The organism is Acinetobacter baretiae (assembly GCF_015627105.1).
In the GTDB taxonomy this organism is placed as follows: domain Bacteria; phylum Pseudomonadota; class Gammaproteobacteria; order Pseudomonadales; family Moraxellaceae; genus Acinetobacter; species Acinetobacter baretiae.
The window spans coordinates 1-14291 of record NZ_VTDM01000013.1; the positions used below are offsets into that span (position 1 = coordinate 1).

Genomic DNA, 14291 nt, shown 5'->3' on the forward strand with positions numbered 1-14291 from the left:
AACCCGCTTTCATCAAGATAAACAATGGGGTGCTTTTGTTTAAGCTGATCTAAAGCTTCGATAAATTCTGATCTGAGGGATTCTTTGGCTTGTGGGTGGCGTAAGGTCTTTTTTTCACTGTGATTCCTAAACGTTTTAATGCATAACCAATAGATGCAGCTGAGCAGGAAAAGCGTACAGCACGCTCATATTGATAATCATCTGGATATTTCTCAACATCAGCACGTAGTGCATCATCCTCAATTTTAAAAGGTTTCCGTGGGCGGGTTCTTTTAACCTCAATTCGTTTTTTCCAACTCAAAATTGTATTTTTATCAATTTCAAATTGTGCAGAGACCGCTCGTATGGAATATCCTTCCTCAAGCTTCGCTATCACTTTTCGTCTAAAATGTTCTGAATAACTCATTTTTATATTGTCTTATATTTTTGATTGTTTGACTATATACAGTTATTTTTAATGAAATATTTGATCGGGTACAACAGTTAAAAAATAATAAATAACAATGATTTATCCATTTGGGCAATAATTTTAATTTTGTTAATGCCTAAATAGATGATTGTTCTTATTTTTAAGCTTTAATTTAAATATTGCAATGGATTGATGAGAGAGTGTCGTTATGCCCAAGATCACTAAACAAACTTAAATGTTAGACGATAGATGCTATATACATGTTTAATATAGAGAAAGTTATAAGCAATTGATTTCATATGATAAATTTTCATCATTCTAATATCATATGTATTAAGCCATTTAATTGTTTTTTAAAAAATAAAAAATTGATTTAAGGTTGTATATGATGATTAGTTTTTTATTTCAGAGCTAATATTAAGCCCCTTTTATTTTGAATTTTGAGTTAAATAACGTGAGCCTTGTTTAAGTCAGTGGGTTTATCACTCATTCACGAGAATGATTGACTATTCAACTTAAACAAGGTTTTTAAAGCGAAGTAATGCCTTTTAATTAGCTAGTAATTAAACGATTGGTTTTCACCATATCGGCTAAGCCATGTGTTTTAAAATAATTTTCTAACCAACTTTTAATAATTAATGGATTGTTCAAAGTAAGTACATGCGCAAGTAGCTCTTGAGCTTCATGCATGGGCACGTGGCAAATGGCTTTACGTACACGTAAAATATTACTTGAGCTCATAGAAAGCGTATTAAATCCCATTGCCATAAGCAAAATTGCAGAAAGAGGGTCTCCAGCCATTTCACCGCAAATACTAATCGGTTTGTTATATTGATGACATTCTTGTACTAAGCGATTGAGTGCCCGTAATACAGCAGGGTGAAAATGAGAATATACGCCCGATACATGTGAGTTGTTACGATCTACAGCCAATAGGTATTGGGTTAAATCGTTGGAACCGACAGAGAAAAAATCAACTAAACCTGAAAATTCACGAATTTGAAAAAGTACACTAGGTACTTCAACCATAATGCCTAATTTAGGTTGGGTAATTTTAACCTGTTCTTCTTCTTGAATGGCTTTACAGTCTCGTTCTAGCAAGTAAAGTACTTCTTCAACCTCACTAATACTTGTGACCATCGGTAACAAAATATGTAGATTATTTAAGCCTATATTGGCTTTCAGCATGGCTCGAATTTGTGAAGAAAAGATTTCAGGATGGTCTAAAGTAAACCGTAAACCACGCCAACCCAATGCAGAGTTTGCCTCTTTAATACTAAAGTAAGGCAGTTCTTTATCTGCACCTATGTCTAAGGTACGCATGGTGACAGGTTTGTTGGCAAAGTGACTAAGTTGCTGACGGTAAATGACACGTTGTTCTTCTTCACCCGGAAAGCGATCGCGTAACATGAATGGAATTTCACTACGATATAAGCCAACGCCTTTAGCACCACGTTGTACTCCACGAACAACATCAATCATCAAACCTGTATTGACCAGTAAGTTGATCGCAAATCCATCTGGTGTGATGGTGTCTTTGGTTTCGTATTGTTTTAACTCTTTTGCAATTTGCTCTTCTTCTTTTTGAATCTCTTTATAACGTTGACGTAATCTACGAGGTGGGTTAATGGTGACTTTACCTTGGTAAGCGTCAACAATCATTTCTACATCGTCAAGCGTGTTAATAGGTAATTCAGTCACTCCCACAACGGTAGGAATACCTAAAGCACGTGCAACAATGACCATATGAGAGTTTGCTGCACCATCTGTGGTGACAATGGCAGCTATTTTGTCTAAAGGCAGTTCGACCAATGCAGCAGTACTAATTTCATCACCAATTAAAATACTGTCTGAACTTAATTCTTTATGGCTTGCATCGGCCTCTTGCAGTGATGCTAAAATACGCCGTCCTAAATCTTTTAGGTCAGATACACGTTCACGTAAATAATCATCTTCCATTTGAGCAAAATGAGCGATATGGCGTTCTAAAACAATTCTAACCGCACCTTGTGCCCAGTGACCTGCTTTAATTTCCTCTTTAATTTCTTGTGGTAAGGCATGATCATCGAGCATACGTAAAAAAATACTAAATAAAGCCCGCTCATCAGACATGAGAGAGTCTTGCATTTTTTCATCTAAACGTTTGATGTTTTCACGAACTGAAATCACGGCTTGATCGAGCAGCGTTAATTGTTCGCTAATATCTTCTGCTTCTCTTTCGGGTACAGCAGAGATGTCTGACGGTGGGTAAAGTACAATCGCACGACCTAGCGCAATACCGCCAGAGCCAGCAACACCCTGAAATGTTTTATAGCTTGAAATATTGGCCACTTTTCTAAACAAGTCAGTACCATTGACTGCATGTGCATGGGCAATCACGCCTGAAAGTTGCGCACATAAAGTGACTAAAAAAGATTCTGCAGCTTCACTAAAATCTTGGCGTTGTTTGTTTTGTACAACCAGTACTCCCATGACTTTACGGCGATACATAACAGGTACACCCATAAATGAGTGATAGTTTTCTTCGCCTGTTTCAGGAAAGTATGCATACTTTTCGTGCTCGGATGCATGTTCAAGGTTAACGATTTCTTCTCGTTGTCCGACTAAACCCACTAATCCTTCACCAAACTGTAGTGATACATGGCCGACAGATTCAATATTTAATCCTTTGGTGGCCATCAGTAAGTAAGATTCATTACGCTCATCAAGTAAATAAATCGAACATACATCAACGTCCATTGCCGCAGATACTTGTTTGACCATAATGTCTAAAGACTCATGAAGGTCATTAGAGGCATTGATTTCTTGGACAATGCGCCTTAATGTATCTAGTTGCATGTTCGACATAAATGCATACTCCTGAGCATTTAATAGGTAATAATCACTGTAGTTATAACAGTATCATGCAGAAAAATCATTCACTAAAACTGCCTCTTTTTATACATTTTTTAGTGTAAAAATTGAGTAGATAACTCAAGCATGGCTTTACGGTAAACATCTCGTTTAAAATTGACGACTTGCCCCAGTGGATACCAATAACTGACCCATTGCCACTGATCAAATTCGGGCGGATGTGATAAGTTCAACTGTATATATTTGGTGGGTGCAATCAGTCGTAATAAAAACCATTTCTGTTTTTGTCCAATACAAATGGGTTCAGAGCCTGAACGAATGTATCGGTGTGGCAAACGATAGCGTAACCAACCTTTGGTTTGTGCAATCATTTGGACATGTTCGGGAAGCAGGCCTACTTCTTCTCTGAGCTCTCTATAAAGTGCTTGTTCAGGAGTTTCGCCTTGCTGTATACCACCTTGTGGAAATTGCCAAGCATTGTGCCCAATGCGTTTTGCCCATAACACTTGTCCATTATCGTTTGCCAAAATGATCCCGACATTGGGTCGGAAACCTTCGGAGTCGATCATTTGGCTACCTATATTCTATTGATTTTTATAGGTCTGATTTAAATAAAAGTATTTAGCATACGCTTGTAAAAAAAAGACCGTAGAATCTTATTAAAAAATTGCTATGATCTTAACGAATTTCTGACCTTAATCGGTGATTGATTTACATTTTTTTTCTTTATTCTTTACATTAAATGAGAGTTTTCATGAAATTGGCTTTATTTGACTTAGATCATACCTTACTAAACATAGATTCAGATCATTCTTGGGGTGAATTTCTGATTCAAGAAGGCTTGGTTGATGAGCAACGTCATCGTAAAATGAATGACCAATTTTATGAAGATTACAAAGCTGGTCAACTTGATCCAATTGCGTACAATGAATTTGTCTTTGAATTTTTGACACAAAATGACCAAGCAACATTAGCTCAGGTTCATGCACGTTTTATGCATAACGTGATTCGACCACAAATGCGACCTGAAGGATTAAAAAAAGTGCAATATCATCAAGCACTAGGTCATGAAATTGTGGGTATTACGGCAACAAATGATTTTATTACCACACCTATTTTTAATGCTTTTGGCATTACTCAAGTGATTGCAACACAAGCTGAGCGACATGAGGGTCGTTATACGGGGCGTGTTTTAGGAATACCATGTTTTCAAACAGGAAAATTAGAGCGTTTAGCGCAGTGGTTAGATGGTCAAGACGTTGAAGAAAGCTGGGCATATTCAGACTCTTTTAATGATCGCTTTTTATTGAAATATGCAGATCATGCATTTGCTGTAACGCCTGATACACGTTTAACGGCGTTAGCAAACGAACAGGCATGGCCTATTTTAGACTGGTCTATGTCTTAAAAGTATCGCTTGTATTCATGATGGTGAATGGTGAATACAAGCAATTCTGCATGCTGATGAAATTGGAGGTCAATGAAAGCTGAAATTTTTGTAAGCCTATTACTGTTAGATTGATTTTCTTTCTAAGCGTAGGTAGTGAGTGGCTTTTTCTTGGACGATATATTCATCTGTCATTTTTTTGAAGGTTGAGCCACGTAATATGAAGTAAAATGTGCCATAAACAAATATGACTGTAACAAGCATAGATATCAAAATAGCCATTAAATCAATTTGGTAATACACCATCAACAGCCCACATATTGGCAGCGTAAACAACATATTTTTGAATGCAGATTTCATGAGCTTGATACGTCGAGCAAGATCATTTGCAAACTCACCTTTAACTTCAATAGTTTGTAAATTATTTTGGAGAGCAGATGTTAACTCATCTTCATTACTAACGAAATTTAACATAATGACTGACTTTTAAAATTTAAAAGCAAACTATAGTTTAAAATTGTTTCAAATATATCATTAAAATATAATTTTATGATTTAAATCACATTAAATATCTCTACTGTCTGGTTATATTTATTTTGTGTCATTAAATATACCGAGATATGCATTGATCGAGATTGAAAAAATGGTCAGCTCTAATTTTCTTCAAATTTTGCACATTGCTGTAATGTCATAAAATCAATGAGTGCTTCAGTGGCCTTAGATTGGCTACGATGAGGATGCCATACCATACCAAGGGTTCGTTTGAGCTCAAGATTAAGATTTAAGCGAACAAGATCATCATTGAGTAGTGTTTGAGGTAAGACAGACCATCCTAAGCCTATAGAGGCAAGCATACGAATAGACTCTAATGGGTTATTGGTCATACTCACTTTAGGGCGTAAATTTTGTTTTTCAAATTCTGCTAAAGTAATTTGGCTAGTATACGTTTTTGCCGCAGGCAATAAACTTGGGTAGCTCATGAGTTGTTCAAGGCTTAATGATTGGGCCATGGCCAATGGGTGAAAAGGAGCAGCAACAAAAATTAAAGGATCTTCCCATAAAGAAATGTAACTTAAACGCTCATCAAGTTTAGGAGGAAGTGTTAAAAAGGCAATTTCTAAATCACCTGCAAGTACATGTTCGTGTGCCTGTTCTGAATCTACAAACTTTACATCAAGGGTGACTTGTGGGTATTGTTGAACATAATGCTTTAAATGTTGAGGTAAGTGGTGTAAACCAATATGATGGCTTGTACCTAGTTTGAGTAATCCTTGAACGGATTCATGTTCATGGCTTAATGTATGGTGAATACTACCAAGGGTATTAAGCCATGCTTTAACTTCAGGGAGTAAGTGATATGCCACTTGTGTGGGTTGGATTCCTCGTCCAGCAGACTCAAAAAGTCTCACATTAAAATAAGACTCTACATTGTGAATACGCTTAGTCACAGCAGGTTGAGTAATAAAAAGTTGATCTGCTGCCAAAGAAATAGACCCAGTTTCCATTACTTTTACAAATGCTTCAAAAGCTGAAAGATTCATGGTCTATCCCTTTGTGGTCGGAAGAATGCATATAATAGGCTAAATTATATCATTTTTTTACATAATTATTGTGATTAAGCAGGTGGTTATAAAAATTTTAAATGCCTTTTATACATCATTGAATGATTCCAAAAAGTTTAATGATGTATAAAAATGATAAATTAGATTTATGATAAACTCAAGCTATAATGGCTTATAAACCACTCAAAACGCACCCAGTCCAATGGAGTACAACGACATGGCAGGCAAAACGTTATACGATAAATTATGGGATGACCATTTAGTTAAACAACGTGACGATGGTTCAAGTTTAATTTACATCGATCGACAACTTTTACATGAAGTAACTTCGCCACAGGCTTTTGAAGGTCTTGTACTTGCAGGTCGTCAGCCATGGCGTTTAGGGGCAAATGTTGCCACACCAGATCATAATGTTCCAACGTCTAAAAAAGAACGTGAACAAGGCATTGCAGGCATTGAAGATCACACATCACGTATTCAAGTTCAAACATTAGATGACAACTGTAAGAGTTTTAATGTTGTGCAATTTGGCATTAATGATGTTCGTCAAGGTATTGTGCATGTGGTTGGCCCCGAACAAGGTTTAACTTTACCTGGTATGACCGTGGTTTGTGGTGACTCACATACTGCTACACATGGTGCATTTGGTTGTTTAGCACATGGCATCGGCACCTCAGAAGTTGAACATGTGCTTGCAACTCAGTGCTTAGTACAAAAGAAAATGAAAAACATGCTTGTGCGTGTAGATGGCAAGCTTGGCCAAGGTGTTACATCAAAAGACGTTGTATTGGCGATTATTGGAAAAATTGGAACAGCAGGTGGCACAGGCCATGCCATAGAGTTTGGTGGTCAAGTTTTCCGAGATATGTCTATTGAAGGCCGTATGACCGTATGTAATATGGCCATCGAAGGCGGTGCACGAGTAGGGTTGGTTGGTGTAGATGATAAAACTATCGACTATGTCAAAAATCGCCCATATGCGCCTAAAGCGCAAGATTGGGATAAAGCTGTAGAGTATTGGAATACATTGCATTCAGATGCTGATGCACATTTTGATACTGTTGTGGTATTACAAGGTGAAGATATTGAACCACAAGTATCTTGGGGAACCTCACCTGAAATGGTTATTCCTGTATCTAAAATGGTTCCAACGCTTGCAGAAGCCAAAGATGATGTACAGCGTAACGATTGGATTCGTTCATATCAATATATGGGTTTAACCGAAGGACAGGCTTTAAAAGATATTCGTCTTGATCGTGTTTTTATTGGTTCTTGTACTAATTCACGGATTGAAGACATTCGAGCAGCAGCTCAGATTGTTAAAGGTCGTAAAGTGGCGACCACAATTAAACAAGCGATGGTTGTACCAGGGTCAGGTTTAGTGAAATCACAAGCTGAGCAAGAAGGATTGCATCAAATCTTTATTGATGCAGGATTTGAGTGGCGTGAACCTGGTTGTTCAATGTGTTTAGCCATGAATGCAGATAAATTACAATCGGGCGAACATTGCGCATCAACTTCAAATCGTAACTTTGAAGGGCGTCAGGGCAATGGAGGGCGTACACATTTGGTGAGCCCTGCAATGGCCGCTGCTGCTGCAATCGCAGGTCATTTTGTCGATGTTCGTACATTCTAAGGAGCAATACAATGAAAGCATATACCATTGAAACAGGAATTGTTGCACCCTTAGATCGTGCAAATGTTGATACAGATTTAATTATTCCAAAACAGTTTTTGAAATCAATTAAACGTACAGGTTTTGGGGATAATTTATTCGATGAGCTTCGTTATTTAGATGAAGGTTATCCCGGACAAGACAACAGTAAACGCCCTAAAAATCCAGATTTTGTATTAAATCAAGCACGTTATCAAGGTGCAACCATTTTGGTTACGCGTAAAAACTTTGGTTGTGGTTCAAGTCGTGAACATGCGCCGTGGGCACTCAACGAATATGGCTTTCGTACAGTGATTGCTCCAAGTTATGCGGATATTTTTTATAACAATAGTTTTAAAAATGGCATGTTGCCTGTGATTTTGTCAGAAGAGCAAGTGGACTGCATTATTAAGGCATGCCAAGCGCAAGAAGGCTATACTTTAACTGTAGACTTAGCAACGCAAGAAGTTCGCTTATCAAGTGGTGAAGTGTTTCAATTTGAAGTAGATCCATTTCGTAAGCATTGTTTATTAAATGGTTTGGACGACATTGGTTTAACATTGCAAGATAGTGAGCTTATACACGCTTATGAAGATAAAATTAAACAACGTAAACCATGGATTTTTAATGCACTTTCATCTTAATAGCATGATAGTCGTGGTGCATTAAATAAACTCTTGTTAAAATAAGTCATCTTTTGAATAGACTGCCGTCAGGTTGGCTTAAATCCATGAAAAACATGACTGCTAAAATGGTGCTGATCGGCATGTGCTGTTTGAGTTTCAGCGCATGTCAAACAACGCCAAAGCATTTGGTTTCAAAACAAGTATTGCCTAACAATAGTACTGTGAAAATTTTTTGTGACGGTGCAAAAAAGTGTGAATTTGAACGCGTAAATCATGTTCGTATTGTGAATGAAACAACACATTTAGTGGACTATGATGCTATTCAAAAAGGCTATGTTCGCCTACAGTTAAGCTCTACGTTAGAGTCAAATCACTTGTATTTAACGATACCTGCACAACAACAAGAAATTGTGATTCGTTTTTATCCAATTTCTTTAGATCGTGCAGAAAAAATTAATGTTATTCATCAGTTTAAACCTAATCAAAATTATACTTTTAGTATGTATAGAGATCGGATTAAACGTGATAATAATCTACTGAGTTTATCTACACCAGATCCATTATGTGTCAAGCTTTTAGAAGGGCAACGAGTGATTCGTCGCTTTTGTAAACCATATAATGTTTTAACCGGCTTAGGTGAGTTTGTAGAACAAAAAAACGATTTTAAATCATTTAAAGATTAGGTGATTTATTTCATAAAATATAATGCTGGAACAACATGCTATGTCAAAAAAGATTCTTATTTTAGCGGGTGATGGAATTGGCCCTGAAATTATCAAAGCAGCAGAAACAGTACTTGCTGAGGTCAATCAAAAGTTTCACTTAGATTTGGACTGGGAGCATGGGTTACTTGGTGGTGCTGCAATCGACGTACATGGTAGTCCATACCCAGATATTACGAGCCAACAAGCGAAAGATGCAGATGCAATTTTATTGGGGGCAGTTGGTGGGCCAAAATGGGATACAATCGAGCGTTCAATTCGTCCAGAACGTGGTCTTCTTAAAATTAGAAGTGAGTTGAATCTATTTGCAAATTTGCGCCCTGCTATTTTGTATCCACAGCTTGCAGATGCTTCGAGTTTAAAACCTGAAGTCGTCTCTGGTTTAGATATTTTAATCGTTCGTGAATTGACCGGTGGTATTTATTTCGGCCAGCCTCGTGGTATTCGTGAGCTAGAGAACGGTGAAAAACAAGGATACAACACGGATGTATATGCTGAATCTGAAATTAAGCGTATTGCAAAAGTAGCATTTGAGCTTGCACAATTACGTGGTAGTAAAGTTTGTTCAGTCGATAAAGCCAATGTGCTTGAAGTGACAGAACTTTGGAAACAAACGGTCACTCAGGTACAACAAGACAATTATCCAGAGATTAATCTGTCACATATGTATGTCGATAATGCTGCCATGCAACTTGTACGCGCACCAAAACAGTTTGATGTGATTGTGACCGGTAATTTATTTGGTGATATTTTATCAGATGAAGCTGCAATGCTCACAGGATCGATTGGCATGTTGCCATCTGCTTCTTTAGATGAGCAAGGAAAAGGCATGTATGAACCTTGTCATGGTTCAGCTCCTGATATTGCAGGACAAGATATTGCTAACCCGCTTGCAACCATCTTATCTGTTGCTATGATGTTACGTTATACTTTTAGAGAGGAAACGGCTGCACTTGCTATTGAGCAGGCGGTTGGTAAGGTACTCGATCAAGGTCTACGTACGGCTGATATTATGTCTACAGGCATGCAAAAAATCGGTACGAAAGCCATGGGTGAGGCTGTTGTTGCCGCATTATAATTCTTTATAGAATGAAAAATAGGCAGAGTCATAGGCAATATGATTCTGCCTTATGTGTTTTAAAAGAGGTCATGACATATTTTTATGTGGTCATTAAAAATCAATTGTTGAGTAATATAAAATATCTTGATCATTTTTAATTAAATGACCCCCTAATTAACCCGAATTCTGCTTAAATTTTTTTAAAATCATTTGCTTATGATGTTTTAATCAAATACTGAAATTATGTAGCTTATACTTTCAGTCACTCAGTGCTGTTTTTTAAAGGGAAATTGGTCTATTCATCATACTAGACTGTAAAAGAAAGCATTTATTTTATATAAAAACATATAAAACAGTAGCTTACTCGAATTCATTAAACAGGACTTAAGTTGGTTAATATTTATGTAAGTCACTGTATTTTTTTCATAAAAAATATAAACCATATCTATATACAATAAAACCTTTTATTTGTGCATACAGCGAATAAAATGAATGGCTTGCCTACACATATTCTGTAGTCTTTACTTGTATGTATTTTCGATAGTTTAATTAAAAAACAATAATTTGTATTTATTGGTGAGTAAAATTTGAATTAAATAGCCTTTTCAGTATATATCTTTTCCAAATCATTTTGAGTACATCATAGAGCGCAATAGTGTGACTTATTTAATATATTTATAATAAATAGTGTGTTAAGTTTGATTTTTAGTGTGAGAGTCTCATATGTACAGATTAGAAATAAATGAAAATATGTTTGTGATCAATGATCAGAAACTACCAAGTAATTTTTCATTAGATACGTTAATTGCAGGATTTGGGGAAGATTATTGTATCGAAAAAGTTAGTGATATGTCTTATGTTGATAGCTATCGATGGCACCAGCCCAATATATTTTTAAATAGAGACAGTAATAGTCTGACGATGAGCTCTAAAAATGTTTGTATTATATACAAAAATCAACGTCTATCGGACTATTATGCTGAACATGAAGAAGAGTGGGTGGCGCTCGAAAAGTCAAAAACAGCATTTAACTATTTAAAAGTTGCAGATCAGATTTATGTGTATATCATTGAAAATGCAGATAGTATTTTTTACTTGTTTCGTTTAGGCCACTATACAACATATCCTTTCCATAAAACTGCAAAAGAAACATCTTTGCAAAGAGACCCCCAATATCTACAATTATGGCATGATTGGGTGAATGCCTTAAGTCAACAGCATGATGAAGAAACGATACATGATGTTCTTCAAAGTGGAGTGACTCAGCATGAAATAGATCAAATAACAAATGTTAAATACCCTGTAGAATTATTGGCACTGTATACGATTCATGATGTTAACCATGCTTCTTGTGAATGGTTATTTACATTAGATACAGATGATGCTTTTGAACTATTGTCTTTTGCGGATATTGCACAAGAATGGGAAGCAATACAAGATTTGATCGAAGATACACAAGATATGCTAGAAGATGATTATTTTGGAGACTATGATCTAGAAATTGATGCACATGCATATGCAAAACCAGAATGGATTCCAATTGCTACAGATAAGCAAGGGGATTATTTATTGATTGATATGGCACCTAGTGCATGTGGTCAGATTGGCCAAATTATTGTGTTGAGTAATGAATCATGGGATCGCTATGTTGTTGCAGATTCACTGTATGCATTAATTCGTGAAAAAATTACACAACTCAATGCTATGACTTAAGTGAGTTAGCTTGCTCAACAATGAACATAAGATGAGTTGTTTTCAAGCCATGTATTATGATAGCGACAGCCTATATAAAAATTTTAATACAGATTGACATACATTCATGATTTTTAAGATTCAAAAAAAAGCCACGCTATATTGAGTGGCTTTTTCGCTTCGACTAATGACTAGCGTGCACGATAAGTAATACGACCTTTTGTTAAATCGTAAGGCGTCATTTCGACTTTTACGTTATCGCCAGTTAATATACGGATATAGTGCTTACGCATTTTACCAGAAATATGCGCAATTACTTCATGCCCATTTTCTAAACGAACACGAAACATAGTATTAGGAAGCGTCTCGGTGACAACGCCTTCGAACTCGATCAGTTCCTCTTTATTGGCCATAGCCTACCTAAATGAATAAAATGACAAGGCGCAAATTATATACAAATTACAATAAGAACACAAGCAAGTGCCTTGAGGCGGCTGATAAAATAAGCATGGCGATTAAGTCGGCCAATTTAACCACTGAGGGCCAAGAGCAACCTGAGGTAAATTAAATATTTCAGGATAGGTGGCCTGAATAAAATATAAACCATCTGCAGGTGCTGTCATTCCAGCCGCTTTACGGTCTTGTGCTGCAAAAATTGTGTCAATATACGCTTCGTCATGTGTATGTTGGCCAATGTCAATTAAACAGCCTACGATATTACGTACCATATGGTGTAAAAAACCATCTGCTTGAATGTCCAATATCATAAATGGCCCATGTTGCGTTAAATGGCAATGAGAGACATGTCTTATTGGTTGATTTGATTGACATGCAGCAGCACGAAAACTTTCAAAATTATGTGTTCCTTCAAATTTTTTAGTGGCGCGTTGCATGGCTAGAAAATCTAACGGGATTGTTACATGAGTGACTTGTTTGTAAAGAAGTGCAGGGCGGTAAGGTGCATTATAAATCACGTAACGATAACGCCGTGATGTGGCTTTAAATCGAGCATGAAAGTCATCATCCATGCGTTTAATCCATTGTAGAGAAATATCTTTAGGCAATTGGCTATTGGTGCCTCGAATCCAACCGTAATCACTACGTTGTGATGGGCTGTCAAAGTGTGCCACCATATTGGTCGCATGAACGCCTGCATCTGTACGACCTGCACCATGTAAAATCACTTGATGATTTGCGACTTTGCTTAATACCTGTTCAATGGTTTCTTGTACACTCACTACACCTGCTTGTTGGGTTTGCCAACCTCGATAATGTGTGCCGCAATATTCTATTCCTATTGCATATCGTTGCATTGTAAACCTCAAATTATTGTGTATCTGCCCAATGTTGACGATACTGCTGTATTTCATCATATGTTAAATAAAGTTTTAAAATTTTCGCATATAAATCTGCGTGTCCGATCGCATTGGACACCAAAATATCTGCCTCTTTTACCCATTGGCTAATCGCATAGCGTTGGTCAATTTCACCAAAAGTCACTTGGGTGGTTAAGATGGTTAAACAATTGTGTTGTTGTAGTTGTTTAAGTTGATGAATAATATCTGCATTTGTTGCAATATTACCTGTGCCAAAACCCTGTAAAATAAGAAAGTCAGGCGCTTGTGTAGTCATGAGCTTTAAAAAATGACAAAGATTTGCTTGTTCAGTGGGCTGAAGCATTAAATTGATCACATTTAGTGTTTGTGCACGAGTGATATTTTGATCGGTGACGCTATGATGTTTTTGAGGTGTAGTGATCTTTTCGGTACTTGAAATACCTTTAAAGGCAGATCGTTCCGTTGTATGGTGCTTGATGGCACTGTGACCATGATAAAGCTGTGCATCAAACGCAAGATGTACCCCTGCAGTGATGTGGTTGATATGGTCTAGTGCATAACACAAATTGCTTAAGGCATCTGTTTGGTGACGTACAGCATTACCTTCAACATTAAGCAACGGATATTGACTTCCTGTTAAAATCACACGACAACTTTGTGCTAAAAAATGAGCAAGGACAGCACTTGCATAACTTAAAGTATCTGTACCGTGAATGACAATAAATTTTTGAATGTTTTGTGTAGACTGTAATTTTTGAATCAACTGAATTAAGCGTAACCACGTTTTGGCAGTACAGGCACTACTGTCAATAATATCTGGTGCTGGGAAACATTCGAGGTCTAATAGCGTATGCGATGTCATGACCGCGTGTAATTTAGGTAGAAATTGGTCGTGAGGTAGAGGGCTGAGTGGAGATCCGACACAGCCGAATGTTCCACCCATATAAATAACAGCAACTTTTGACATAAGACAACGTAATCATGAGCAA

At 36.9% G+C, this 14291-nt stretch carries 14 protein-coding genes; 6 read left to right on the forward strand and 8 right to left on the reverse strand.

Annotated features, from left to right (window positions below):
- Positions 1–49 precede the first annotated feature (49 nt).
- The 3 genes from I2F17_RS06575 to I2F17_RS06585 all read right to left on the reverse strand — a co-directional run bounded on the left by I2F17_RS06575 (position 50) and on the right by I2F17_RS06585 (position 3831).
- Positions 50–406 (reverse strand): IS630 transposase-related protein, encoded by a 357-nt coding sequence (locus tag I2F17_RS06575; protein WP_196424062.1) that lies wholly within the window; start codon positions 404–406, stop codon positions 50–52.
- Positions 407–961: 555 nt separating this feature from the next.
- Positions 962–3256, reverse strand: coding sequence for a phosphoenolpyruvate--protein phosphotransferase (gene ptsP, locus I2F17_RS06580; RefSeq protein ID WP_196423643.1), 2295 nt, complete (start codon positions 3254–3256; stop codon positions 962–964).
- Between the two features lie 101 nt (positions 3257–3357).
- Positions 3358–3831, reverse strand: a complete 474-nt coding sequence (locus I2F17_RS06585) for an RNA pyrophosphohydrolase (protein WP_196423642.1) — start codon at positions 3829–3831, stop codon at positions 3358–3360.
- A 185-nt stretch (positions 3832–4016) separates the two neighbouring features.
- Here I2F17_RS06585 and I2F17_RS06590 point away from each other — a divergent pair, with 185 nt between their 5' ends.
- Positions 4017–4670 carry an HAD family hydrolase gene (locus I2F17_RS06590; protein WP_196423641.1) on the forward strand — a complete coding sequence of 218 codons (654 nt, stop codon included), beginning with the start codon at positions 4017–4019 and terminating at the stop codon, positions 4668–4670.
- Between the two features lie 105 nt (positions 4671–4775).
- Here I2F17_RS06590 and I2F17_RS06595 read toward each other — a convergent pair whose 3' ends face one another.
- On the reverse strand, positions 4776–5123 hold the full coding sequence (locus tag I2F17_RS06595; RefSeq protein ID WP_211139400.1) for a hypothetical protein: 348 nt from the start codon (positions 5121–5123) through the stop codon (positions 4776–4778).
- A 179-nt stretch (positions 5124–5302) separates the two neighbouring features.
- Positions 5303–6190, reverse strand: a complete 888-nt coding sequence (locus tag I2F17_RS06600) for a LysR family transcriptional regulator (RefSeq protein WP_196423639.1) — start codon at positions 6188–6190, stop codon at positions 5303–5305.
- A gap of 238 nt (positions 6191–6428) precedes the next feature.
- Between I2F17_RS06600 and leuC the strand changes: the two genes are divergently transcribed.
- The 5 genes from leuC (at position 6429) to I2F17_RS06625 (ending at position 11986) form a co-directional block, all read left to right on the forward strand.
- A complete protein-coding gene (gene leuC, locus I2F17_RS06605) occupies positions 6429–7847 on the forward strand; it encodes a 3-isopropylmalate dehydratase large subunit (RefSeq protein ID WP_211139401.1) in 1419 nt (472 codons plus the stop codon).
- An 11-nt stretch (positions 7848–7858) separates the two neighbouring features.
- Positions 7859–8509, forward strand: a complete 651-nt coding sequence (gene leuD, locus I2F17_RS06610) for a 3-isopropylmalate dehydratase small subunit (protein WP_196423637.1) — start codon at positions 7859–7861, stop codon at positions 8507–8509.
- Positions 8510–8595: 86 nt separating this feature from the next.
- Complete coding sequence (locus tag I2F17_RS06615; RefSeq protein WP_196423636.1) at positions 8596–9174, forward strand: hypothetical protein; 579 nt, start codon at positions 8596–8598, stop codon at positions 9172–9174.
- 40 nt (positions 9175–9214) lie between these two features.
- Positions 9215–10291 (forward strand): 3-isopropylmalate dehydrogenase, encoded by a 1077-nt coding sequence (gene leuB, locus I2F17_RS06620; RefSeq protein ID WP_211139402.1) that lies wholly within the window; start codon positions 9215–9217, stop codon positions 10289–10291.
- Positions 10292–10996: 705 nt separating this feature from the next.
- Positions 10997–11986, forward strand: a complete 990-nt coding sequence (locus I2F17_RS06625) for an SMI1/KNR4 family protein (protein ID WP_211139403.1) — start codon at positions 10997–10999, stop codon at positions 11984–11986.
- 170 nt (positions 11987–12156) lie between these two features.
- Here the strand turns inward: I2F17_RS06625 and infA are convergent, their stop codons facing one another.
- From infA to I2F17_RS06640, 3 genes are all read right to left on the reverse strand, one after another.
- Complete coding sequence (infA, locus tag I2F17_RS06630; RefSeq protein WP_004718087.1) at positions 12157–12378, reverse strand: translation initiation factor IF-1; 222 nt, start codon at positions 12376–12378, stop codon at positions 12157–12159.
- A 102-nt stretch (positions 12379–12480) separates the two neighbouring features.
- Positions 12481–13278: a tRNA pseudouridine(38-40) synthase TruA gene (truA, locus tag I2F17_RS06635; protein WP_211139404.1), complete on the reverse strand. Its 798-nt coding sequence runs from the start codon at positions 13276–13278 to the stop codon at positions 12481–12483.
- 13 nt (positions 13279–13291) lie between these two features.
- Entirely contained in the window at positions 13292–14269 is a 978-nt protein-coding gene (locus tag I2F17_RS06640; protein ID WP_211139405.1) for an asparaginase domain-containing protein, read from the reverse strand.
- Positions 14270–14291: the final 22 nt, after the last annotated feature.

Bases quoted from the DNA above. Each gene is read 5' to 3' on its own strand.
- leuB (WP_211139402.1), top strand. From the start codon at position 9,215: ATGTCAAAAAAGATTCTTATTTTAGCGGGTGATGGAATTGGCCCTGAA.
- I2F17_RS06595 (WP_211139400.1), bottom strand. From the start codon at position 5,123: ATGTTAAATTTCGTTAGTAATGAAGATGAGTTAACATCTGCTCTCCAA.
- ptsP (WP_196423643.1), bottom strand. From the start codon at position 3,256: ATGTCGAACATGCAACTAGATACATTAAGGCGCATTGTCCAAGAAATC.
- I2F17_RS06640 (WP_211139405.1), bottom strand. From the start codon at position 14,269: ATGTCAAAAGTTGCTGTTATTTATATGGGTGGAACATTCGGCTGTGTC.
- I2F17_RS06590 (WP_196423641.1), top strand. From the start codon at position 4,017: ATGAAATTGGCTTTATTTGACTTAGATCATACCTTACTAAACATAGAT.
- leuC (WP_211139401.1), top strand. From the start codon at position 6,429: ATGGCAGGCAAAACGTTATACGATAAATTATGGGATGACCATTTAGTT.
- I2F17_RS06615 (WP_196423636.1), top strand. From the start codon at position 8,596: ATGAAAAACATGACTGCTAAAATGGTGCTGATCGGCATGTGCTGTTTG.
- I2F17_RS06575 (WP_196424062.1), bottom strand. From the start codon at position 406: ATGAGTTATTCAGAACATTTTAGACGAAAAGTGATAGCGAAGCTTGAG.
- I2F17_RS06600 (WP_196423639.1), bottom strand. From the start codon at position 6,190: ATGAATCTTTCAGCTTTTGAAGCATTTGTAAAAGTAATGGAAACTGGG.
- I2F17_RS06625 (WP_211139403.1), top strand. From the start codon at position 10,997: ATGTACAGATTAGAAATAAATGAAAATATGTTTGTGATCAATGATCAG.
- infA (WP_004718087.1), bottom strand. From the start codon at position 12,378: ATGGCCAATAAAGAGGAACTGATCGAGTTCGAAGGCGTTGTCACCGAG.
- leuD (WP_196423637.1), top strand. From the start codon at position 7,859: ATGAAAGCATATACCATTGAAACAGGAATTGTTGCACCCTTAGATCGT.
- I2F17_RS06585 (WP_196423642.1), bottom strand. From the start codon at position 3,831: ATGATCGACTCCGAAGGTTTCCGACCCAATGTCGGGATCATTTTGGCA.
- truA (WP_211139404.1), bottom strand. From the start codon at position 13,278: ATGCAACGATATGCAATAGGAATAGAATATTGCGGCACACATTATCGA.